Source organism: Pollutimonas bauzanensis, from assembly GCF_900129885.1.
GTDB lineage: Bacteria > Pseudomonadota > Gammaproteobacteria > Burkholderiales > Burkholderiaceae_B > Pollutimonas > Pollutimonas bauzanensis.
Genome location: NZ_FQXE01000011.1, coordinates 85029 through 107307, shown reverse-complemented (window position 1 = coordinate 107307; position 22279 = coordinate 85029). Strand labels below are relative to the sequence as shown.

At 62.7% G+C, this 22279-nt stretch carries 20 protein-coding genes; 18 read left to right on the top strand and 2 right to left on the bottom strand.

Going from position 1 to position 22279, the window contains the following annotated elements:
• Entirely contained in the window at positions 1 to 1134 is a 1134-nt protein-coding gene (gene pqqE, locus BUB23_RS18430) for a pyrroloquinoline quinone biosynthesis protein PqqE (protein ID WP_073105892.1), read from the top strand.
• An 8-nt stretch (positions 1135 to 1142) separates the two neighbouring features.
• On the opposite strand, the gene BUB23_RS18425 is transcribed toward pqqE, so the two are convergent.
• Positions 1143 to 2138, bottom strand: a complete 996-nt coding sequence (locus BUB23_RS18425; protein WP_073105890.1) for an NAD(P)-dependent oxidoreductase — start codon at positions 2136 to 2138, stop codon at positions 1143 to 1145.
• Positions 2139 to 2186: 48 nt separating this feature from the next.
• On the opposite strand from BUB23_RS18425, the gene BUB23_RS18420 reads away from it, so the two are divergent.
• Positions 2187 to 2975, top strand: coding sequence for a class II aldolase/adducin family protein (locus tag BUB23_RS18420; RefSeq protein WP_073105888.1), 789 nt, complete (start codon positions 2187 to 2189; stop codon positions 2973 to 2975).
• Positions 2976 to 3087: 112 nt separating this feature from the next.
• Here the strand turns inward: BUB23_RS18420 and BUB23_RS18415 are convergent, their stop codons facing one another.
• Positions 3088 to 3834: an IclR family transcriptional regulator gene (locus BUB23_RS18415; RefSeq protein ID WP_073105886.1), complete on the bottom strand. Its 747-nt coding sequence runs from the start codon at positions 3832 to 3834 to the stop codon at positions 3088 to 3090.
• Between the two features lie 116 nt (positions 3835 to 3950).
• On the opposite strand from BUB23_RS18415, the gene BUB23_RS18410 reads away from it, so the two are divergent.
• From BUB23_RS18410 to BUB23_RS18335, 16 genes are all read left to right on the top strand, one after another.
• The gene (locus BUB23_RS18410; RefSeq protein ID WP_178372342.1) at positions 3951 to 4811 is read left to right on the top strand and encodes an isocitrate lyase/PEP mutase family protein; all 861 of its coding nucleotides are present in this window, start codon (positions 3951 to 3953) and stop codon (positions 4809 to 4811) included.
• A 2-nt stretch (positions 4812 to 4813) separates the two neighbouring features.
• Positions 4814 to 6070: an aconitase/3-isopropylmalate dehydratase large subunit family protein gene (locus BUB23_RS18405; RefSeq protein ID WP_073106109.1), complete on the top strand. Its 1257-nt coding sequence runs from the start codon at positions 4814 to 4816 to the stop codon at positions 6068 to 6070.
• Positions 6071 to 6080: 10 nt separating this feature from the next.
• Positions 6081 to 6623: a 3-isopropylmalate dehydratase small subunit gene (locus BUB23_RS18400; protein ID WP_073105882.1), complete on the top strand. Its 543-nt coding sequence runs from the start codon at positions 6081 to 6083 to the stop codon at positions 6621 to 6623.
• An 89-nt stretch (positions 6624 to 6712) separates the two neighbouring features.
• Positions 6713 to 7822: an ABC transporter substrate-binding protein gene (locus tag BUB23_RS18395; protein ID WP_073105880.1), complete on the top strand. Its 1110-nt coding sequence runs from the start codon at positions 6713 to 6715 to the stop codon at positions 7820 to 7822.
• A 31-nt stretch (positions 7823 to 7853) separates the two neighbouring features.
• Entirely contained in the window at positions 7854 to 9605 is a 1752-nt protein-coding gene (locus BUB23_RS18390; protein ID WP_178372341.1) for an ABC transporter permease, read from the top strand.
• Positions 9606 to 9616: 11 nt separating this feature from the next.
• Positions 9617 to 10681, top strand: a complete 1065-nt coding sequence (locus tag BUB23_RS18385) for an ABC transporter ATP-binding protein (protein ID WP_073105875.1) — start codon at positions 9617 to 9619, stop codon at positions 10679 to 10681.
• 79 nt (positions 10682 to 10760) lie between these two features.
• Positions 10761 to 12146 (top strand): CoA transferase, encoded by a 1386-nt coding sequence (locus BUB23_RS18380; protein WP_073106106.1) that lies wholly within the window; start codon positions 10761 to 10763, stop codon positions 12144 to 12146.
• Positions 12137 to 12979 carry an amidohydrolase family protein gene (locus BUB23_RS18375; RefSeq protein ID WP_178372340.1) on the top strand — a complete coding sequence of 281 codons (843 nt, stop codon included), beginning with the start codon at positions 12137 to 12139 and terminating at the stop codon, positions 12977 to 12979. The genes BUB23_RS18380 and BUB23_RS18375 overlap by 10 nt, the downstream gene beginning before the upstream one ends.
• Before the next feature lie 137 nt (positions 12980 to 13116).
• Positions 13117 to 14127 carry a Bug family tripartite tricarboxylate transporter substrate binding protein gene (locus BUB23_RS18370; protein WP_245801319.1) on the top strand — a complete coding sequence of 337 codons (1011 nt, stop codon included), beginning with the start codon at positions 13117 to 13119 and terminating at the stop codon, positions 14125 to 14127.
• Between the two features lie 198 nt (positions 14128 to 14325).
• Positions 14326 to 15231: a LysR family transcriptional regulator gene (locus tag BUB23_RS18365; protein WP_073105873.1), complete on the top strand. Its 906-nt coding sequence runs from the start codon at positions 14326 to 14328 to the stop codon at positions 15229 to 15231.
• A gap of 111 nt (positions 15232 to 15342) precedes the next feature.
• Positions 15343 to 16689, top strand: coding sequence for an MmgE/PrpD family protein (locus BUB23_RS18360; protein ID WP_073105871.1), 1347 nt, complete (start codon positions 15343 to 15345; stop codon positions 16687 to 16689).
• A 61-nt stretch (positions 16690 to 16750) separates the two neighbouring features.
• Positions 16751 to 18835, top strand: a complete 2085-nt coding sequence (locus BUB23_RS18355; protein ID WP_073105868.1) for an acetate--CoA ligase family protein — start codon at positions 16751 to 16753, stop codon at positions 18833 to 18835.
• Between the two features lie 67 nt (positions 18836 to 18902).
• Entirely contained in the window at positions 18903 to 20057 is a 1155-nt protein-coding gene (locus BUB23_RS18350) for an acyl-CoA dehydrogenase family protein (protein WP_073105866.1), read from the top strand.
• Between the two features lie 218 nt (positions 20058 to 20275).
• Entirely contained in the window at positions 20276 to 21472 is a 1197-nt protein-coding gene (locus tag BUB23_RS18345; protein ID WP_073105863.1) for an MFS transporter, read from the top strand.
• A 292-nt stretch (positions 21473 to 21764) separates the two neighbouring features.
• On the top strand, positions 21765 to 22055 hold the full coding sequence (locus BUB23_RS18340) for a nucleotidyltransferase family protein (RefSeq protein WP_073105861.1): 291 nt from the start codon (positions 21765 to 21767) through the stop codon (positions 22053 to 22055).
• Positions 22052 to 22240, top strand: a complete 189-nt coding sequence (locus BUB23_RS18335; RefSeq protein ID WP_073105859.1) for a hypothetical protein — start codon at positions 22052 to 22054, stop codon at positions 22238 to 22240. The genes BUB23_RS18340 and BUB23_RS18335 overlap by 4 nt, the downstream gene beginning before the upstream one ends.
• The last annotated feature ends 39 nt before the right edge of the window (positions 22241 to 22279 follow it).

Below are 22279 nucleotides of genomic sequence, written 5' to 3'. Positions count from 1 at the left end.
ATGAACGCCTATCCGCTACCCCCGCCCATCGCCCCGCCACTCTGGCTGTTGGCGGAACTGACTTATAAATGCCCCTTGCACTGCGTGTTCTGCTACAACCCGCTCAACTATGCGGAAAACCAGCATGAGTTGACCACCGCGCAGTGGGTCGATGTCATGCAGCAGGCCCGCCGGCTCGGCGCGGCGCAGTTGGGCTTCTCCGGCGGCGAGCCCTTGCAGCGCGACGACCTGGAGGCATTGGTCGCCGAAGGCTGCCGGCTGGGCTATTACACCAATCTGATCACTTCCGGAATCGGATTGACCGAGCCCCGCATTGCGAGGCTCAAAGAGGCGGGGCTGGACCACATCCAGTTGTCCTTCCAGGATTCCACCAAGGAAATGAACGATTTCCTGTCGAGCACCAAAACCTTCGACTTGAAAATGCGCGTAGCCGGGCTGATCAAGCAGTACGACTATCCCATGGTGCTCAATGTCGTGCTGCATCGCTACAACCTCGACCACGTCGGCCGCATCATCGAGATGGCCGACGCGATGGGGGTCGAGTACCTGGAACTGGCCAATACCCAGTATTACGGCTGGGGCCTGGCCAACCGCGCGCAATTGCTGCCCGACCGCGAACAACTGCTGCGCGCGGAAGCGGTGGTCAACGATTATCGCGCCAGGCTGGGCCACAAAATGCGCGTGCTGTTCGTCGTGCCCGATTATTTCGAGCAGCGCCCCAAGGCCTGCATGAACGGCTGGGGGTCGGTGTTCCTGGGCGTGGCGCCCGACGGCTCCGCCCTGCCCTGCCACGCCGCGAAATCATTGCCGGGCATAGCCTTTCCCAACGTCACGCAGCACAGCCTGCAGCACATCTGGTACGACAGCGACGCCTTCAACAAGTACCGCGGCGACGCATGGATGAAAGAGCCCTGCCGCAGCTGCCCCGACAAGCAGAAGGATTTCGGCGGATGCCGCTGCCAGGCCCTGGCCTTGACCGGCGACGCCGCCAACGCCGATCCCGTATGCGACAAGTCGCCATACCACGGCGACGTGCAAAGCATCGTGGCGCGCGCGCAAAGCCAGGCCGGCGGCCCGAAGACGGAAAAGCCCATCCTGTTTCGCACCGATGCGAACTCGCGGCAATTCGGCTAGCCCGCCGATCAACGCCTCACCTTGGCGCGCGCGTCGTTCCAGTCTTTCAGATAGGCCAGGAACATGCGGTCGACGCGCTGGGCATTGCCATCCGAATGCCCAGCGGAATGCGGAGTCACGATGACATTCTCGATATCCCACAAAGGCGAGTCCGGGCTCAAAGGCTCGTACTCGAAAACGTCCAGATACGCGCCGCCGAGCCGCCCGGCCTGCAAGGCCTCGATCAGGTGGCTTTCGACGACGATTTCACCCCTGGCGACATTGATGAGCCTGGCTCCGCCGGGCAGGGACTCGAATGCGCCGCGGTCAATCAGCCGCCGCGTCGAATCCGACAAAGGGCAGGCCAGAATCAGCCAGTCCGCGCCGGGCAGCACCGCATGCAGGCCACCGTAGGCGACGGTCCGGATATTGTCGCCGGCGGGTTCGGCGCTGTGGCGCGCCACGGCGATTTCCAATCCCAGCAGCTGTAAAGAAGCCCCGATTTGGCGGGCGATGGGGCCCCACCCCACGATGACCGCTTTCTGGCCGGCCAAGTCCCGCGGCAATGCGCCGCTCATCAATGGCGTCCACGCGTGCTTGCGCTGCTCGCGCATCAGCTTCGGAAATTCGCGCGCCAGCGCCAGCAGGCCCGCCAATGCGGTCTGCGCGACCACTCCGGCATTGGCGCCCGACGACGTCGTGACCCTCACGCCGCGCGCCGCCAGCTCGGGAAAAATCGGACGATCGGCGCCGGCCGAATGCGTATGCACCCATTGCAAACGGGGCGAAGCCCGCAATGAAGCATAAAAGGCCTCCAGCGATTCGGTCAGGACTTGCTTGGTGGAAACGCCCGTGACATCGCGCGAAATATATGCGATGTCAATGTCCGCAGGCTCGCGGCCGGGCACCGGCCGCGCCAGCACCACCTCCACCTCGTCGGGCCCCAGCATGCCCCGTATGTCCGCCGCCAGCCGGTCCGCGGCAAGCTCCGAGAGCAGAATCCGTAGCAATTTTTTCTTATCCATATCTGCTCCACGTCCATTATCATTAACGAATTTACTTGCGGGGTTCTTATGGCCGACCTGGGTGTTTTAAACATCGACTCGATGCGATCCAAGTGTTCCAACGAAGAGTGGCAGGCGCGAGTCGACCTGGCGGCCTGTTACCGGCTCGTCGAAATATACGGCATGGCGGACATGATCGCCAACCATATCTCGGTGCGCGTGCCGGGCGAACATGATTCCTTTCTGATCAATCCCTACGGCATGATGTACGAAGAGATCACGGCCTCCAGCCTGATCAAGGTGGATCTGCAAGGGAAAATCCTCAGCGCGCCCGACTTCGGGCCATTGAACTACGGAATCAACCAGGCTGGCTACGTCATTCATAGCGCAATCCACGAGGCGCGGCCGGAAGTCGCCTGTGTCATACACACCCACAGCTGGGCGTCCATGGCCGTCTCGGCGCTGGAATGCGGCCTGTTGCCCATTACCCAGACGGCAATGCGTTTTCTCAAGATCGGCTATCACGATTATGTCGGCGTGGTCCTCAAGGACGAAGAAAAAGCTTCGCTGGTCGAGGATCTGGGCACTGGCGAAGCCTTGATCCTGCGCAACCACGGCGCGCTGACGGTGGGAAAATCGGTGGGCGAGGCCTTCAACTGGATGCACCGCCTCGAGCTGGCGTGCAGATCGCAGCTGGCCGCCATGGCGTGCAACACGCCGCTGACCAAGGTCGACGCGGCGACCCTGGAACAAACCTGGAACAACTATCAGCCGGGAACGCGCCGGCCCTACGGCCTCATGGAATGGCCCGCCCTGCTGAGGAAACTGGATCGCATGGATCCTTCCTACCGCGCTTGAATCCGGCGCGGGAAGTCCGGTCGGCACGCTGACCGGACGGCAATTACATTCGCAGCCGGCAGCACGCCGCGATCTCGACGGCAGGCTTGCGCCGGACGCGACTGAATGCCGCCTACTTGGAGCGCGCCGCAGCCTTCCCGGAGGATCGCGGCTGTCTGCCCGCCGTGGCGTCTGCAGATGGGAAAGACACTTGCCTTGTCAGCTTGGCGGCCTCTTCCAGCAACAGGGGCAATACCTTCTGGACGTTTTCCACAGTAAAGCGGGATCGAATGCCCGATATAGCCAGGGCGCCGATGGGCTGGCCGTCATGGTCGAGAATCGGCGCCGCCACCGAGCTCAGATTCGCGTCGACCTCCCCCAGGGAGATGTAATAGCCCTCTCTGCGGATCTGGTCGTAGGGTTCGCCCTCGGCGCCCGAGAATGCCAGCAGCACCCGGCCCCCGCTCCCCCGGTCTATGGGCAGGCGGGCGCCTTCATCCAGGTGGTGGCGGATCGTATGCAGGGAATGGCGGCGGAACAGACAGATTCGGCTGTCTTTGTCGCGCACATAGAAAGATGCGCATTCGCCGGTCTCTTCCCTTAGCCGGTTGAGCACCGGATAGACGTAATCAGCCAGGTTGAACGAACGGCTATAGAGCGAGCCCAGACGCCATAGCGTTGGCCCCAGGCGAAACATGCCGTCGTCGCTGCGGCGGATATAGCCTTTCAATTCCAGCGAGGCGCAAAGACGAAGCAGGGTGCTTTTGTAGAGCCCGGTCCTTTGCGCCAGCTCGTGCAGCGACATTGCGCTGTGCTGGTCGTCGAAGACATCGAGTATGGACAGTGCGCGTTCTACCGCGGCGACGCCTTCAGTACTCATGGTTCATACCTCGATACTCAATATGTGTGGATGGATTAATCATTGACGAGCGTCCGTGAATTGGATAATATTCTGCTTAACAAAATTGAATTCTACTCCACAGAATTATAATGGCAATGACAAAAACACTGAAGCAGATGTTGAACAGCGGCGAAACCCTCATGGTGCCCGGTGTCGGCGACGCCCTGGATGCTTTGCTGGTGCAAAAGGCAGGTTTTCCCGCAGTCGCGATCTCCGGCTACGCAGTCGCGGCATCGCTGGGCTACCCCGATATTGGCTTGGTTACGATGAGCGAGACTGTCGATCGCGCTGCGCAAATCTGCCGGACGGTCAATATCCCGGTTATTGCCGACGCTGACAATGGCTATGGCAATCCGCTAAATGTGAGGCGCACCGTAGGCGAACTGGAAACGGCCGGCGCGGCGGGCTTCTATATCGAAGACCAGTGCTTTCCCAAGCGCTGTGGCGGACTGCCGGGGGTCGAGCTGGTCAGCACCCGGGAGATGAGCGCCCGGCTGCGGGCCGCGCAGGATGCGCGGCGCAATCCCGATACGGTGATCATCGGGCGCACGGATGCCTTTAACAGCAAAGAGGGCTTTGACGACGCGCTGCGGCGCGCCTTGATCTACAAAGATGCCGGCGCCGACGTGATCATGGTGCATGGCTTGCGCACAGTCGAGGAACTGCGCCGCGCGCGCAGCATCATACCGGGCCCGATGATGCTGACGATAGGCAGCCGTACTGATATCCCGATCGAAACCCTGCGGGAAATCGGCATCCAGATCGTGATGTATTCGTTGACGCTGCTGCGCACCGGCATCGTGGCCAAGCGGGATCGCCTGAACGAATTGCAGCGCAACGGCGGCATCGATCACGATGCCAACAATATGATCCCGATGACAGATCTGCACGAGCTCGTTGGCGCCAGAGCCTACGGCGAGTTGAGCGACAGCTACGCCGATGGCAAGGAATGCTGAACATGGGGCAGACCATCGCGCAAAAAATCCTGGCCCGCGCTTCCGGCCGCGACCGCGCCACACTGGGCGAGATCATTTGGGCTGTGCCCGATGTCGTCATCAATCATGATCACAATTTCCCGCGTTACCTGGATGCCCTGGACAAGATGGGCCTCCAAGGCGTGGCCTCGCCGGAAAAGCAGATTGTCTCGATTGATCACCGGCCTTACTCCGATGATCAGGCCGTAGTGCGCGCCCGCGAGCGGATGCGCAAGATGGCGGGCAATGGAGAGATTGCCCATTTCTTCGACCTGGGCAACCACGGTATCAGCCACAACGTGCCGGTCGACCAGGGGCTGGTCAAGCCCGGCCAGCTCGTAATCGCCAGCGATTCCCGGGCGCCCGCTCTCGGCTGCGTCGGCGCGCTATCGATCGCGCTCGGGCAGGGTCAACTCACCGTGCTGGTGACCGGCAAGGCCTGGCTGCGCGTGCCCTCGACCATCAAAGTCATTGTTACCGGCAAGCCGCGTCCCGGCGTTATGAGCCGCGATATCGCCACCTGGGTCGCCGCCGGGATTTCGGATGCGCGCGGCGATTACCGGGTGCTGGAATTCTATGGCGACACGATCGATGCGTTCGGGCTGGACGAGCGCCATACGCTATGCAATGTCTGTGTCGACATTGGCGTTAAAGGCGCCATTGTCCCGCCGGACGGCTTGATAGAAAAATATCTGGCTCGCTTCGGACATACCGCCGAGTTTGTCTATAGCGATGCCGATGCCCCGTACGAAGAAGAGATGCGCTTCGATATCTCCAATCTGGAGCCGCAAATCGCACTGCCTCCCGATCCAATGAATATCAGGCCCGTCAGCCAGCTGCAGGGGCAAAAGGTAAATCAGGTTTTCATTGGTTCCTGTATCGGCGGCAAGCTCGAAGATTTGCGCGCGGCGGCCCAAGTGCTCAAGGGGCATAAGGTGCATCCCAGCGTCCATCTTCTGGTGATCCCAGCGACGGCGGAGATCCACCGGCAGGCGCTGGCCGAAGGGCTGATCGGAATACTGGCCGCGGCCAATGCGAACATTGCCGTGGGCGCATGCGGCCCTTGCTACGGCACGATCGCGCCCTTGGCCGGCGACGAAGTCTGTGTGGCAACCAGCACACGCAACGAGAATGGCCGCATGGGCAGCGTGAACGCGACCGTATTGCTGGCCAGCGCCGCCACAGCGGCAGCCACGGCGATCCGGGGTGTAGTCACCGACCCGCGCGAACTGCTTGCATAAGAGGTTATCGATGTCGAATCCATACTATTCAAAATCCGGACGTGCTTGGGTGTTCGGCGACGATGTGCTCAATGACGGAGGTATCGCCAGCTTGGAGATGGTGCGCCAGTTTATCTACGACCCCAAGGTCCTCGCCACCGAATGCATGGCGACGCTCAATCCGGAATTCCCCAAACGGGCGCAACCCAATGACGTGGTGTTTGCCGGCAAGAATTTCGGCAAAGGGCAGATGCATGTCACCGGTCCTTTGTCCCTGAAGGGCGTCGGAGTCGGCCTGGTGTGCGAATCGGTAACGCGCGCGTTCTTTCGCCTGTCGGTCAGCGCCGGCTTGCTGATGCTGCCATTCGTGCCTGGCATTACCGCCAAGGTGCGCGATGAGGATCCGATCGATGTCGATTTCCACACTGGCCGCATCGAGAACAAACGGACGGGGGAAATCATCCACGCGCAACCCATGCCGGATTTCGTCTGGGAGATCCTCAATGCCGGTGGCGAGCGCGAATGGCTGGCCGCGAAGTATGGTAGCGGCGTATTGCCGGCGGAGGGCAAATAAGCTTTTGCGACCGGTCAATTTGAACAATGCGGAATGCAAACGCATGGGATCCTATGGCAATAATGCCAAGGAAAGTACGGAGACAAAAAATGAAAAAAGAAATAATTGCCATCGGCCTCGGAGCCGTCCTGGCCATGTTCCAGACGGCCGATGTCAAAGCGGCCGATACCAAGGAAATAGCCGCCGCGCGCAGCTGGCTGCAGCAGAACGCTCCAGGCTTGGAGGACGGGGTCCTGGACGCCGCTGCCAAGGAAGGAAAGTTGATGCTGTATTGCTTGGTATCGAGCTGTCCGCAGCCGCTGGTCGATGCCTTCCACAAGACCTTTCCTTTCATCAAAGTGCAGGTTTACCGGGCATCCGGCGGCGCGCTGGCCGAACGGTTCGCCAGCGAATCCCGGGCCAAGCGCGGCATGGCCGATGTGGTGATGAATTCGAGCGCGATCGTGCTCGATCAGTTCGCCAAAGAAGGCTTCCTCCTGAACTGGACGCCTCCGAGCGGAGAGCTGGTGCCAAAAGCCTTCCGGCATGATGGTTACTGGTACGGCATCGGCCTGCTGCATATGGGCATGGCCTGGAATACCACGAAAGTGACGCCGGAAGAAGAGCAATGGCTGCGCAGCGTAGGGTCATGGAAGGATATTGCCAATCCCGCCTTCAAGGGCAGGACGGCGCTGACCCATGTGCGGGCGGGCGGCACCTCCCAGCTGGTTTATTACTACCTGAAGGAGACGGTCGGAGCATCCTATATGGAGAATCTGAAGACCAACCTCGAACCGGTCATATTCGACAGCATCAATACATTGAGCGAGCGGCTGGTCTCGGGCGAATACAGCTATACACCCTTGGGTCCGATCGATATCGGCGTGCTCAACGACATGGTCGGACGCGGCGCGCCTATCGGCTGGAACTTCCCCGAGCCCGCGCTGGCACTGGCCTACTCGGCCGCGATTTCCCAGGGCGCTCCGCACCAGAACGCCGCCAAGCTGTTTATGGCTTGGTCGACTACCCTGACCGGCCAGTCGGCCTATGTGAACACGGTCGGCCTGGGCCCGATGCGCAGCGACGTAACGGACAATCGGCCGATTACACGCAGTCAGTATTACAAATTGCCAAAGACGGTGTACGAGGCCGACTGGAGCCTGATTTCCAAGGACCTCGGCGGCATCATGGCCGAGTTTAAACGCGTCTTCAATGACTGACCCAACATCACCTCCGATGGCGTCGGCATCCATGTCAAGCTCAACTACTCATCCCGCGCTGGCCCGGCCCAGGCGCCCGAACCGCCTGGGTTCACGATTGACGTCTTCCGGCGTCCTCTTCGCGGCCCTGGTCGCGCTGGCGTTCTTTTTGATCGCTCTGCCGGTCTTGGCGCTTATTGGGGGGTCTCTATGGAGCGTCGCCCCCGGGACCGAGGGCGGCAGCTTCACACTCTCGAGCTATACCAGTCTGCTGGGCGGGCTCGACTTCTGGAAGCTGATGTTCAATTCGCTGCTGGTCGGCGTGAGCACGGCGTGTGTCGCCGTGGCCATCGGGCTCGTTTTGGCTTGGCTGTTCGTGCGCTCCGATCTCGCCAATGGCGGAGTATGGCTTAATCTGCTGACCATTCCGCTTTACTTGTCGCCATTGATGCTGTCGCTGGCATGGATAGCGCTGGGGGCGCCGAGAGTCGGTTTCATCAACGCGGTCTGGAATAGCTGGACCGGCGCCGGGGACCTGTTCAGCGTCTACTCGGTCAAGGCGATGGTCTGGATCCTGGCCTCGCACCTGTCCCCGTATGTGTTCTTGAGCCTGATCGGTCCACTGCGGGCCATGGACGCTTCGCTCGAGGAAGCCTCTTTGACGCTGGGCGGCGGTGGATGGAAGACCTTCCGCAAGATAACGCTGCCTTTACTCTGGCCGGCGCTGCTGGCCAGCGGCATCATGGTAGCGATCCTGGCGGCGGAGAATTTCGCGGTGCCTACTCTGCTCGGACGCTCGCTGAATTTCAATACGGTTCCTTCGGAAATCTATCTCTGGCTCAGCTATGAGCCGACCCAGCCCAACCTGGCGGCAACCGCGGGCGCGGTATTCCTCCTGCTGAGCCTGGCGGCGGTCATGCTGTACCGGCGTCTGATCCGCTATGCGGACCGTTATCGCACCGTGGGGGGAAAACCCAAGCCGCCGCGGCGCGTGTCGCTGGGGCGCATGCGGCCTTTCGTCATCACGCTGCTGGTCATCTACTTCCTGGTCGCAGCCGTCATCCCCGTCCTGGCGCTGCTGCTCGGTTCCTTGCTCAGCTACATGACGCCGGATATCACCTGGTCCAGTTTCACGCTTGCGAACTATCGCGAAGCCTTCCGCGGCTCGAATTTGACCGGGCTGGTAAACAGCTTGCTGCTAAGCACGGGAAGCGCAACCCTGCTCACCCTGCTGGGCGCATTGATCGCTTATGCCGCGATTCGCGGCAAATCGAATTTCAAGGGCAGCCTTGACTATTTGAGCCTGACTGGCGCGGCCGTGCCGGGCATCGTGCTGGGCATAGGCATGCTCTGGACCTATGTCGGCTTCCCGCTGGGAATCTACGGAACCATGTGGATCCTGTTCATTGCCTACACGGCACGCTTTCTGGGCCATGCCGTGCGTACCTGCGGCAATAGCCTGCTGCCGATATCGCCTGAGTTCGAAGAAGCCGCTCAGATGCTGGGTCAAGGCCTGGGCGGGCGGCTGCGCAGGATCGTGCTGCCGCTGATCGCGCCGGGCATGGCATCGGCCTGGGTCCTCATGTTTATCTTTACCCTGAACGAGGTCAGCGCCACCATTATCCTGTATTCACCCAATACGGTCACGCTATCCGTGCTGGCTTGGCAGTCCATGCAGATGTATGGGGCGATGCAGGGCTTCGCGTTCATGCTGATGCAAGCGGTCATCGTGTTTCTGGCGCTTGGCTTGATGACATGGCTGCTGAAGCGATTGGACAACACGCCCAACACCATAATTCGATGAGACCGGCCACTATGAGTTTTGTAACCGTTAAGAATCTTCGCAAGACCTTCGGGCAGGAGACAGTCGTCTGCGATATCAACCTGGAGGTCGCGGTCGGCGAGACGGTCGCGCTGCTGGGGCCTAGCGGCTGCGGCAAGACCACCACCCTGCGTTGCATCGCCGGCCTGGAGCAGCCCGATGGGGGCCGTATCGTCGTCGGGGACCGTGTCATGTGCGATATCGAAGAGGGGACGCTGATTCCTCCCGAGCAGCGCAATATCGGGATGATGTTCCAATCATATGCGATCTGGCCGCATATGACCGTCTACGAGAACGTGGCCTACGGCCTGCGCGTCAAGCGTATGAAGCCAGCGCAGATCTCGGAGCAGGTCGATGAATCGCTGCGCATCGTCGGCCTCCAGCATGCCGCCAAACGCTATCCGTCGACATTGAGCGGCGGGCAGCAGCAGCGCGTAGCGCTGGCTCGCAGCTTTGCGGCCGGCCCCAGCCTGCTGTTGATGGACGAACCCTTAAGCAATCTGGATCTGAAGCTGCGCGAACGCATGCGCGTCGAATTGCGCGATCTGCTAAAGCAACTGGGCAAGACGGCCATCTACGTGACACATGACCAGGCCGATGCCATGATCCTGGCCGACCGCCTGATACTGATGAATGGCGGGCAGATCGCCGAAGCGGGCGCGCCGCGGGACGTCTATGACCATCCCACGACGATATTCGGTTCCGAGTTCCTGGGTTCGACCAACATCATCGACTTTTCGGATGTGGTGAATGAGTCCGGGCAGACCGTTGGACGGCTGCCAAATGGAGTATTGCTGCGGATCGGAAATGCGGGGACCTCCTTGCGGCACGCCATCCGCCCCGAACGCATCGCCCTCAGCCGGCAATGCGAGCCTGGATGGGACGTCAACGTTCTGCGCGGCGTGGTGCGCAAGACGATGTTCCTCGGCAATCTGACTTACTACGATCTGGATTGCAATGGCATGACACTGGTGGTCCAGGCCCAGGCCGATAGTTTTGGCGTGGGCGATGAGCTATGGCTGCATCTGCCGCCTCAATGGCTGCAGTCTGTCATTTAGCGCGCGATGGCGCCCGCGGGCGGGCTGCCATGCGCTTCCGCGAGCGTGCGCTTTTTTTCAAATGATCGATCGGATTGATATGACTACTGCGTTGACTGCATTGAACGACTTGCTCGCGGCGGCGGGTATGCCGCCCGCGATCGCCAGGCAGGCCGACCTGACCGGCGGCGATCCGGTCTTTCCCACTCCATACCGGATTGCCGCGGCTGGTGCGGCTGCGATTGCCGCAGCCGCTCTGGCCTCGGCCGAACTGTGGCGGTTGCGCACCGGACGCGCGCAACGCGTCGGCGTCGATGCCCGAGCCGCGGCGGCCTCTTTGCGCGGACACAAATATCTGAAGGTGAACGGTGTCAATCCACAGACTCGCGACACGATTACCCGCTACTATCAGCTCAAGGACGGCGGCTGGATATATCTGCACAATAACTTCCCGCACTTGCGGGAGCGCAACCTGCGGGTGCTCGGCGCCAGGCACGACGCGGACAATGTAGCGCGGGCGGTCGGCACTTGGGACGGCCCGGCGCTCGAAGAAGCCATCTTCGCCCAGGGCGGGTGCTGCGGCATGGTCCGCAGCGCCGCGCAATGGGCGGCGCACCCGCAAGGGAGCGTGGTGGCGGCTTTGCCGGTACTCGAGATCGTGCGCATCGGCGACGCCGCGCCGCAGGCGTTGCCTCCAGGGAAACGGCCGCTGGCCGGCGTGCGCGCCCTCGATTTGACCCGAGTAATCGCTGGCCCCTACTGCGCGCGCGTGCTGGCCGAACACGGTGCGGACGTGATGAAAGTATCGCGCCCTGACCTGCCCGACTCCGGCGCGCTCGATATCGAGACGGGCATCGGCAAACTTTCGACCTTTCTCGATTTGCGCGAGGCGGCGCAGGCTGAGCAGTTGCGGGAACTGGTGCGCGCCAGCGACGTCTTTGTGCATGCCTATCGCCCCGGCGCGCTGGCCGCGCGGGGATTCGGCCCCGAAGATCTGGCGCGATTGCGCCCCGGTTTGGTGTATATCACGCTTAATGCCTGGGGGCACGAAGGCCCATGGCGCGAACGGCGGGGTTTCGACACGGTGGTGCAGGCGGTCAATGGCATGGCCGCGCAGTCGGCGGTTCAGGGCGAGCCCCGGCAGTTGCCGGTAGCCGCGATCGACTATATCAGCGGCAATATCATGGCCTATGGCGCGATGGTCGCCCTGGCGCGGCGCGCCACAGAAGGCGGCAGCTGGATGGTGCGGGTGTCGCTGGCTGCCGTGGGCGATTGGATTGCCCGGCGTGGGCTGATCGACGAATTGCTGTTCTCATCGGCGCAGGCTGAATTGCCGGCGCAACTGGTCGATTCATGGATGCGGAATATCACGGCTCCTGCGGGTCAGGTCCGATATCTGGGGCCGGTTGCAAGCATGTCGGAAACGCCTCCCGGGGCTTTTCTGCCGCCGCTGCCGCTGGGTGCGTCGGCGCCACAATGGCCATGATCCGCCTGGGTCCGGGCCTGCGCGTGCCGCTATCAGGTATGCCGTGCGATGCGCATTTGCATATCATCGACCGTCGTTTCCCCGCGGCCGATCCGTCGGTCAAGCTGCCTGCAAACATGACGCTCAGCGATTACCGCCTGCTGCAGCATGAAACTGGCACCGTCCGCGCGGTGATCGTTCAGCCCAAACACTACGGCACCGACAATCGCTGCACGCTTGACGCGATTGCGCAATTGAATGGCCATGGCCGCGGCATCGCGGTCGCGCATCCGGATATAAGCGATGCGCAACTGCGCCAGCTCGATGCCGGCGGGATCCGCGGCCTGCGCTTCAGCCTCTGGAACCCGGCCGATGCGACCACCTCGATCGAGATGATCGAACCGTTGTCCAGACGCATTCAAGGTCTGGGCTGGCATGTGCAGCTGCATATGTCCGGCTGCCAGATCGCCCGGCACGCCGCGTTGATCGAACGCCTGGCCTGCCCCATTGTGTTTGACCACATGGGACGGTTGCCGCCCCATCTGGGTATTGCGCATCCAGCCTATGCGGTCATTGGCCATCTGGTCAATCAGGACCGGGCTTGGGTCAAGCTCTCGGGCGCCTATCTCAATACGGATTCCGGACCTCCAGCGTATGCCGATGCCTGCGCCGTGGCTCGGGCGTTCGCGCGCGACATGCCACAGCGCTTGCTATGGGGCAGCGACTGGCCGCATATCACCGAGGCCTGCAAGCCGGCCGCCGCCGATCTGGTCGGCCTGTTGCTCGGCGGGATGCCAGCGGAGATGATCGAGCGCGTGCTGGTCGATAATCCAGCCCGGCTATACGGGTTCTGACTTCCGTACGTCTGGACGCTTTGATGCCGCCCGGAAACGCTGCGTTTCCAATCTTTCATACCACGGGCTTTTCCGCGAGTTTACGATGTCCCTAGGACTTACTACGGTACACCAATAATTCAATCAGGAGACAGCCAGTGATACGTCGTTTTCTTCGGGACTTCCCATGCGCAAGCAGCCGCCTCGCCAGCGCCAGCATTGCCGGCATAATGGCGGTGTGCGCCGCGGGCGCCCATGCGCAGGCGGCTGAGCAATGGCCGACCCGGCCGGTCACCACCATTGTCGCCTTTTCCGCCGGCGGCACCACCGACATTCTCGCCCGCGAAATCGGCAATTCCCTGTCCAAGATATGGGGCCAGAGCGTCGTGGTCGAAAACAAGCCCGGCGCCAGCGGCAATATTGGCTCGCAGATTGCGATCAATGCGCCGCCCGACGGCTATACCATACTGGTGAACTCCATCGGACCCATCGCGGTCAATCCCGCCCTGTATAAAAAGATGAAGTTCAACCCCCAGAAAGACTTGAAACCCATCGTGCTGGTCGCCGATGTGCCCAACGTGCTGGTCGTCCACCCCAACAGCGGCATAAAAACGCTGCCGGAACTCGTGGCGGCCATGAAAGCCAGGCCGAACACCTACAACTGCGCATCCACGGGCGTTGGCACGGCGGCCCATTTGTCCTGCGCCACCTTCGCCGCCCAGGCCGGTGTGGAAGTCACGCACATTCCCTATAAGGGCGCCGACGCCCTGGTCGATCTGCTGGGCGACCGCGTCCAATTCATGTTTGCGACAATTCCTTCGGTAATGGGCCATATCCGCGCGGGCAGCCTGGTGCCGATCGCCGTCAGCACCAAACAGCGCTCGCCCAGCCTGCCCGACGTGGCCACCGTGCAGGAAAGCGGCTATCCCGACTTCGAACTGGGGGCATGGTTCGGCTATTTCGCTCCCAAGGACACGCCGGACGCCATCGTTCGGAAAATCAACAAGGACATCAACACTGTCCTGAACGAGCCCGCCATCCGGCAAAAGCTCAGCGGCGAAGGCGCGCAGCCCATGGGAGGCACGCCCGAGCAATTCGCCAGCTATGTGCGCGACGAAACCATAAAGTGGAAGAAAATCGTGGACGGGCTAGGCCTGTCGCTCGACTGAACACTGCGCAAGCATAATCACTGTATCTACACTTGCTGGCCCCGGGCCAGACGCTGAACCGGAACGGGCGCATCGGTCTGATGCGCCCGTTCCTATTCCGCCGCCGGCCCATGCCTTGGCCCGGCGGCGGGGTTGCGGCGGCCCGGATCACCGTACAATGGGCGGTGTCATCCCACCACATGAGGGTCTCGGCAAATAATGAAACGCATGGACATCCCGGCGCTGGAGATATTCGTTGCCGCAGTGGAAGAAAAAAGCCTGTCCAAGGCCGCCGAGCGGGAAAACCTGGTTACCTCGGCGGTAAGCAAGCGCATCACCGAACTGGAGCGCCAGCTGAGCCGCACCCTGCTGCTGCGCCATGGACGGGGCGTCGAGCCGACGCCGGCCGGCACCCTGCTGTACCAGCGCGCCAAGGCCATTCTGCTGAGCGTCCAGCTGGCGCAGAATGCGGTGAACAACTATTCCACGGACGGCCTTGCAAAACTGAGGCTGGCCGCCAACCCGTCGACCCTGCTGCAGTTCCTGCCGGGCAAAATAGGCCGCTTCCTGGCGGGCCGCGACAATATCAGCATAGACCTGATCGAAGCCCACAGCTTCGACATCCCCCGCATGGTGTCGGAAGGCGCCGTCGACGTGGGCATCTACCACGCGCGCCACCCCGCGCCGGGCGTGACCTCCTTCCCCTTCGCCACCGACAGGGTGGGCCTGGTGGTTCCGATAGGCCACCCCTTGGCGCAGCGCTCGGCGCTCTTTCTCGAGGACGCGCTGGACTATGACCTGCTGGGGTATTTTCCCCTGCATTCCCTGGACAAATTCCTGGCCTATGTGGGTCCGGCCGTCTCGCGCCCGCCGACTGTCAAACTGCAGGTGTCCAACTTCGAGACACGCTGCAATATGATACGGGAAGGGCTGGGGATAGGGCTGGTCCCCGAAAAGATAGCCCTCAACTACCTGGAGAGCATGGGCCTGGTGCTGCTTGCGCTCCAGGATGAATGGGCCGAGCGCCACTTTTTCATTTGCGTCCACGACCTGGCCAACAGCAGCGCGACCAGCATCGAGCTGCTGCGGTTTCTGTGCCCGACCGAACGCGGCCTCAAGGACTAATGAAAGCTCGCTTTCCCATTTTTCAATCCTGACCAGCGGTATTGCTTTAGATTGTTCCTATCCCCCCGCGCCCGCGATTTTCCGGGCGCCAGCCCGATAGGAGCCTTCTTCATGCTGATCGAACAACTCTCGGCCTATGGCGCGCAAGACGCCCGGCGGCGCCTGCCCGACGCCGTCATGCACCACGCCAAGCGGGCGGTATTGGATTGGTTCGGATCGCTGTATCCAGGCACCCGCGTGGCGCCTTGCCTGCAACTGATGCGAGCCCACCGATCGGAGCTGGGCGTCGGAAATTCCAGCCTGCCGGGTAATGGCGCCACCGCCTTTGCGGCCACCGCGGCGTGGATCAACGGCAGCGCCTCGCACGCCGTCGAATTCGACGACATATTCCGCGACGCGGTCTACCACCCGGGCTGCCCGACCATATCGGCCGCCCTGGCCGTCGCCGAAGACCGGGACCTGTCGGGCCTGGCGCTTCTGAATGCCGTCGTGGTGGGCTATGAAATATCCACCCGCGTCGGCGCGGCGGTGCAGCCGGCGCACTACCGCTATTTCCATACGACGGGCACCGTGGGCTGCCTGGGCGCCGCGGGGGCCGCCGCGGCCCTGCTGGCCCCTGGCGACGCCGCAACCATGCAGCACGCGCTGACCACCGCGGCCACCTTCGCCTCCGGCTTGCAGCAGGCATTCCGCTCGGACGCCATGACCAAGGCCCTGCACGCCGGCCATGCGGCCGCCGTCGGCGTGCGCGCCGGGCAGGCGGCCGCTCACGGCGTCACGGGCGTGCCCGACATCCTGGAAGGCGAAGTCGGCTTTGGCGCGGCGCTGGCGCAATCGCCGGATTGGGCCGTGGCTGTCGACGAACTCGGCCAGCGCTACAACATCACACAGATCACCCAGAAGAATCATGGCTGCTGCGGCCACACCTTCGCCGCGATCGACGCCGCGCTGTTGCTGCGAAGCGAACATCGCATAGCGGCCGCGGAAATCGCCAGGATAGAAGTCTCGACGTACAAGACGGCCATCGACGTGACCGGCAACTTCAACCCGGGCACCGCCTTCGAAGGCAAGTTCAGCCTGCCCTATGTGCTGGCGCATGCCTTGATCCATGGCTCGGTGCGCCTCGATGCCTTCGAACCCGAAAGGCTGGCCGACCCGCGCATCCGCGCCCTGATGTCCCGGCTCGCGCTCGAGGAAGACCCGGCATTGACGGCGGGCTTTCCCCGCCAGCGCGCCGCAAACGTCAACATCATATTGAAGAACGGCCAGAGCCACGCGCATTTTTCGCCCTACCGCAAGGGCGACCCCGAGTCCCCGCTGTCGGACGCCGAACTGAACGACAAATTCGATGAGCTGGCGGGCCCGGTGCTGGGCCGCGCCGCCGCCCAGGCCTTGCGCAAGCAGATATGGCGGCTCGACACGTTGACAGCCCGCCAGCTCGACCTGGCGCGCCTGTAGCCGCCGCTTTGACGCTTTCCTCCCCCTCCACTTCCCTTCCCCACTCAATTTAGCGGACCTCATGCCTAGCCCCTCATTCGCACTAGCCCTTCTTTCACCACGCAGCATCGCCCTGGTCGGCGTCTCGGGCGATGCAAGCAAGAACACGGCGCGCCCGCTGCTGTTCATGCGCAAGCACGGCTTCAAGGGTGATGTCTATCCTGTCAACCCCGCGCGCAAGGAGGTATTGGGAGAGCCCGCCTATCCCGACCTGGCGTCGCTGCCGGCCCCGGTGGATCATGTCTTCATCATGGTTCCGGGCCAGCACGTGCTGGGTCTGCTGGAGCCGTGCGCCGCCGCGGGGGCAAAAGTCGTCACCGTCTATTCCGACGGCTTCGGCGAATCCGGCGACGAGGGCGGCAGGCGCCAGGAACAGCTGGTTCAGCGCGCGCGAGAACTGGGGCTGCGCATTCTGGGTCCGAACAGCATAGGCCTGGCCGACATCCCGGCCGGCGCCATCATCTCGGTGAACGCCGCCTTCGCGGCGGACGACCTGATAGCCGGCGACGTCAGCATAGTCTCGCAGAGCGGCTCCATGATGGGATCGCTCTTGTCCCGGGCGGCGGCCCGGGGTTTCGGCTTTGCCAAATCGGTCTCCGTGGGCAACGAAAGCGATATCTCGGTGGGCGAAGTGGTCGACGCCCTGGTCGATGACGCCCAGACCCGGGTCATCCTGCTGTTCCTGGAGACGATACGCGAATCGCCGGTGCTGGCCGCCGCCTTGCGGCGCGCCCATGCCGCCGGCAAGCCAGTGATCGCCTATAAGCTGGGCCGGTCGCGCCAGGGCGGCGAGCTGTCCCAGTCCCATACGGGAGCCATTGCCGGCAATGACGCCGCGGTCGACGCCTTCTTCCGCGCACATGGCGTGATTCGCGTGCATATGCTGGAGACCTTGTTCGAAATCGTCCCGCTCGTTGCCAGGTATGCGCAACAAACCCCCTTCCTGAACCGCAGCCCGCGCGTCGCCGTCATCACCACCACCGGCGGCGGCGCCGCCACGGTTGTCGACAGCCTGGGCATGCACGGGCTGCAAGCCGTGGCGCCGCCGATGGAATTCATCGACCATATGGCGGGGCGCGGCCTGGCGCTACGCCAGACGCCCGTCATCGACCTGACGCTGGCCGCCACCAGCGCGCAATACAAGGATTTGCTGGAACAGTTGCTGGCCGCGCCATGGTGCGACGCCGTCCTGAGCGTGGTGGGGTCCTCGGCCCAATTCCACCCCGACCTGGCTGTGCGCCCTTTGATCGAGGCCGACAAGCCCGCCGGCAAGCCCTTGGCCGCCTTCCTGGCCCCGCATGCGCCGGAATCGCTGGCCCGCCTGCAGGAAAATTCCATAGCCGCATTCCGCACGCCCGAAGCCTGCGCCGACGCGCTGGCCGCATTCCTGGGCCGCGCCAGGCCCAGCCCGCCCCCGCCCCGGGGCGGCGGCGCGGCATTTTCCTGGCCCGCGGGAATGGCGCGCAGCGGATTGCTTACCGAGTACGAAGCCGGCCAGATACTGGGCCGCCTGGGATTGCGCGTGGCGCGGACGCGGATGGTGGCGCCCGGCGACCTGCGCCACGATATTCCCTACCCCGTCGCGGTGAAGGTCTGCTCGCGCGACATCGCCCATAAGACGGACGCGGGCGGCGTGCGCGTCGGCGTGGCCGACGACGCCGATCTGCAGCGCCAGGTCCATGCCATGCTGGGCGAGGTCGGCCGGCGGCTGCCCCAGGCCCGCGTCGAGGGCATCCTGGTCCAGAAGATGGAAGACCGATTGATCGAACTGATACTGGGCTTTCGGCGCGACCCCCTGGTGGGACCCATAGTGGTCCTGGGCGCGGGCGGCATCGCCGCGGAGCTTTCAGAGGATTTCTCGGTCCGCCTGGCGCCGGTGGACCTGGCCACCGCGCATGAAATGATCAAGGAAGTGCGCATCACGCAGCTGGTCCGCGGCTACCGCGGCTTGCCCGAAGCCGATTGCGACGCCCTCGCCGCGGACATCGCGGCATTCTCGCGCCTGGCTTCGGTCAGCGGCGCCAGCGTCGCCGAAGCCGAAATCAACCCGCTGTTCGTGCGCCGCGACGGCGCCATCGCCGTGGACGCGCTGATATCTTTGCACTGACATCTTTGCACTGACATATTTGCGCCGACCTTTTACCCATCAATCCTACCGTAGCCGGATTCACGCCATGAACTTCACCCTGACCCCAGAACAACAAGACTTCCAGTCGGCCGTGCGCCGTTTTTCCGAAAAGAACCTGCGCGCCGCGGCGGTGGAGCGCGCCCATGCGAAAGAGTATCCATGGGACGTCGCCCGCGCCATGGGCGAGCAGGGGCTGCTTGGAATCACCATTGCCGAAGAAAACGGCGGCATAGGAGGATCGCTGATGGATGCCGTCATCGCCATCGAAACGGTCGCATCCGTCTGCCCGCGCAGCGCCGACGTGATCCAGGCCGGCAACTTCGGCGCGATTCGCGTCCTGGCCGAATACGGCACGCCATTCCACAAGGAAAAATACCTCAAGCCTCTGCTTGCAGGCGGCGCCCTGATTGCGGTCGGCATGACCGAACCCGAAGCGGGCTCGGCCGTCACCGAATTGAAGACCACGGCCACCAAGGACGGCAAAGGCTGGCGCATCAACGGTTCGAAGATCTTCACGACCCATGGGCCGCATGCCGACTTCATCCTCGCCTATGTGCGCTTCGGTCCCGGCACGCAGGGTATAGGCTCTGTGCTGATCGAAACCAAAGGCCCCGGCGTCCAAATGGGCAAGCGCTCCGCCTTCATGTCCGACGAGGAATGGGTCGAGATTTTCTTCGACAACGCCTATATCCCGGACGAACAGCTGGTGCTGGGCGAAGGCGGCTTCAAAAAGCAGATCGCCGGCTTCAACGTCGAGCGCATAGGCAACACCGCGCGCTCGCTGGCGCTGGGCCGCTATGCCTACGAAGAAGCGCGCAGCTGGGCGATGCAGCGCAAGCAATTCGGCCGGCTGCTTTGCGAATTCCAGGGCCTGCAATGGAAATTCGCCGACATGAAGATCAAGCTGGATGCCGCGCAATTGCTGCTATACCGGGCGGCCAGCAATGCCGACACCGGTTTTCCTTCGGCCACCGAAACGGCTATCGCCAAAGCCTATTGCAACCAGATCGGCTTCGATGTCGCCAATGACGCCTTGCAAGTCATGGGCGGGATGGGCTACAGCCGGGAATCGCTGGTCGAATACTGCGTGCGCCGCTGCCGCGGGTGGATGATCGCCGGCGGCTCCATCGAGATCCTGAAGAACCGTATCGCCGAAGGCATATTCGACCGCAGCTTTCCCCAGCGCCCGCCCCAGCCCTAGGCCGCGCGGGCTGCACGCCGGCATCCGCCTGCCGGGCGCGGGCCTGGGCCATGCGCCGGCCCGGCTTTCGCCAGCACCCTGCGCGGCTTGCGAACGGCCGCCGCCGGATTCCCTGCGAAAGCCGGCAAAAAATCGTGTAGAGTTCGCATAAGGGCGCGCCGCCAGGCGCAAGAATCAACACTGCATTGCGCATGATCGTGATGTGAGGCCACTCGAACATGAACGATGCTGATTTCAGCTGGAAAAAAATCATCATTCCGGCTTTTGGGCCTTCCGTGCTATTCGGCATTGGAAATGGTGCCATCCTGCCCGTCATCGCGCTCAGCGCCATAGATCTCGGCGCCTCGCCGGCCATGTCGGGGCTGATCGTGGCGCTCATCGGCTTCGGCTCCCTGGCCGGCAATATTCCCGCGGCGCTCACCACGTCCCGCCACGGCGAACGGCGCTCGCTCATCGGCGCGTCGGCGCTCAGCGTCCTCGCGCTCATTCTGTGCCTGGTGGCCAACCATGCCGCCATCCTTGCGCTGGGCGTGCTGATCATGGGCCTGGCGACATCAGTGTTTTACCTCGCCAGGCAGACCTATCTCATCGAGGCGGTGCCGGTGTACATGCGCGCCCGGGCCTTCTCGACACTGGGCGGCACACAGCGCATAGGCATGTTCATCGGCCCTTTCGCGGCCGCGGCCTTGATGCATTTCATGGGCCTGGCGGGCGCCTACTGGATCGCCATCGTCGCGCTGACGGCGGCCGGCGTGCTTTCATTCGCCATCCCCGAACTGGAAGCGCAGCCCAGAACCAGGGACAGCGCAACACCCAAGCCGGGGATGGCCAGCATCGCCCATGCGCATCGCAAGGTGTTTCTGACCTTGGGCTCGGGCATCCTGCTGATCGGCGCCATGCGCGCGTCGCGCCAGATAGCCATACCTTTGTGGGCCGACAATATCGGCCTGAGCCCGACGGCCACGGCGATTGTCTTCGGCCTGGTGTCGGCAATGGATATGCTGGTCTTCTATCCCGCCGGCAAGGTCATGGACCAATATGGACGGCTCTGGGTGGCCCTGCCCTGCACTATCGTCCTGGGCCTTTCGCTGCTGGCCATTCCCCTGACGCATGGGCTGGTCAGCTTCGTGCTCGTCAGCATATTGATGGGCTTCGGCAACGGCATTGGGTCGGGCATTGTCATGACATTGGGGGCCGACGCATCGCCCGCCGTCGGGCGCACCGAGTTCCTGGGGATCTGGCGCTTCATTGCCGATGTGGGGACCAGCGCCGGCCCATTCTGCCTGTCGGGCATCACCGCCCTCGTTTCCCTGGGCGCCGGCATTGCCGCCACCGGTGTTTTCGGCTTCGTCGCGGCGGCGATATTCTGGCACGGCCTGCCGCACGCGCGCACGGCCAAAAAGGGCCGAGCATGACAAGTTTGCTTCATCCGGAGGTAGCCCCCGAGGCCTTGCCAGATAATTTACGCTTGATGAGGTAAAGATTCGGAGCGCCATCGTGCCGCACATGCATAACTGGCTCTGGAATCCCGCTCACCCATTGACGGCAAAAGTGACCTTGACGGTAGAAACCTTGCAATCGGACACAAGATTGTTCAAAAGCAAGCAATACGCGTTCACGGGCCTGACAGAGTAAAGCGCAGTTGCTACATTGTGTTTTGGCTCTCATTCGCTTATCGTTAATGCAGATCTCACTGTGGGGCAAAATATGAAACCGTCTGAAGCATTGCGCGCCAATCGTGTCGCGATTCGTCGCATCGTCGAGCTGGACCGCGCCGGGAATGCCCGGGTGTTTGGATCGGTTCTTCGCGGTGAAGACACCGACACCAGCGATCTGGACATCCTGGTCGACCCAACGCCGCAGACGACGCTGTTCGACATCGGCGCAATTCGCCATGAGCTGGGCAAGCTGCTCGGCGTACCGGTTGACGTGCTCACACCCAACGCTTTGCCTGATACGTTTCGGGCAGCGATACTTGCTCAAGCACGAGCGATATGAACCGCGACCAGAAGCGCCTTGCTCACTATTTGGCCCATATCGCCGAAGCCATTGCGCGCATCGGCCGCTACACCGTGTACATGGTCCTGACGCCTCCGGCACATCCAGCGATCGAACACATTCACGTCGACGGACAGTTTGATTTTATGTATGACGACAGGATGTTTGCTGGGGAGGACGATTGAACAGAGTGGCGCGGCTGTAGGCGGCATGTCTCTTGCTGT

Bases quoted from the DNA above. Each gene is read 5' to 3' on its own strand.
- pqqE (WP_073105892.1), top strand. From the start codon at position 1: ATGAACGCCTATCCGCTACCCCCGCCCATCGCCCCGCCACTCTGGCTG.
- BUB23_RS18425 (WP_073105890.1), bottom strand. From the start codon at position 2,138: ATGGATAAGAAAAAATTGCTACGGATTCTGCTCTCGGAGCTTGCCGCG.
- BUB23_RS18420 (WP_073105888.1), top strand. From the start codon at position 2,187: ATGGCCGACCTGGGTGTTTTAAACATCGACTCGATGCGATCCAAGTGT.
- BUB23_RS18415 (WP_073105886.1), bottom strand. From the start codon at position 3,834: ATGAGTACTGAAGGCGTCGCCGCGGTAGAACGCGCACTGTCCATACTC.
- BUB23_RS18410 (WP_178372342.1), top strand. From the start codon at position 3,951: ATGACAAAAACACTGAAGCAGATGTTGAACAGCGGCGAAACCCTCATG.
- BUB23_RS18405 (WP_073106109.1), top strand. From the start codon at position 4,814: ATGGGGCAGACCATCGCGCAAAAAATCCTGGCCCGCGCTTCCGGCCGC.
- BUB23_RS18400 (WP_073105882.1), top strand. From the start codon at position 6,081: ATGTCGAATCCATACTATTCAAAATCCGGACGTGCTTGGGTGTTCGGC.
- BUB23_RS18395 (WP_073105880.1), top strand. From the start codon at position 6,713: ATGAAAAAAGAAATAATTGCCATCGGCCTCGGAGCCGTCCTGGCCATG.
- BUB23_RS18390 (WP_178372341.1), top strand. From the start codon at position 7,854: ATGTCAAGCTCAACTACTCATCCCGCGCTGGCCCGGCCCAGGCGCCCG.
- BUB23_RS18385 (WP_073105875.1), top strand. From the start codon at position 9,617: ATGAGTTTTGTAACCGTTAAGAATCTTCGCAAGACCTTCGGGCAGGAG.
- BUB23_RS18380 (WP_073106106.1), top strand. From the start codon at position 10,761: ATGACTACTGCGTTGACTGCATTGAACGACTTGCTCGCGGCGGCGGGT.
- BUB23_RS18375 (WP_178372340.1), top strand. From the start codon at position 12,137: ATGGCCATGATCCGCCTGGGTCCGGGCCTGCGCGTGCCGCTATCAGGT.
- BUB23_RS18365 (WP_073105873.1), top strand. From the start codon at position 14,326: ATGAAACGCATGGACATCCCGGCGCTGGAGATATTCGTTGCCGCAGTG.
- BUB23_RS18360 (WP_073105871.1), top strand. From the start codon at position 15,343: ATGCTGATCGAACAACTCTCGGCCTATGGCGCGCAAGACGCCCGGCGG.
- BUB23_RS18355 (WP_073105868.1), top strand. From the start codon at position 16,751: ATGCCTAGCCCCTCATTCGCACTAGCCCTTCTTTCACCACGCAGCATC.
- BUB23_RS18350 (WP_073105866.1), top strand. From the start codon at position 18,903: ATGAACTTCACCCTGACCCCAGAACAACAAGACTTCCAGTCGGCCGTG.
- BUB23_RS18345 (WP_073105863.1), top strand. From the start codon at position 20,276: ATGAACGATGCTGATTTCAGCTGGAAAAAAATCATCATTCCGGCTTTT.
- BUB23_RS18340 (WP_073105861.1), top strand. From the start codon at position 21,765: ATGAAACCGTCTGAAGCATTGCGCGCCAATCGTGTCGCGATTCGTCGC.
- BUB23_RS18335 (WP_073105859.1), top strand. From the start codon at position 22,052: ATGAACCGCGACCAGAAGCGCCTTGCTCACTATTTGGCCCATATCGCC.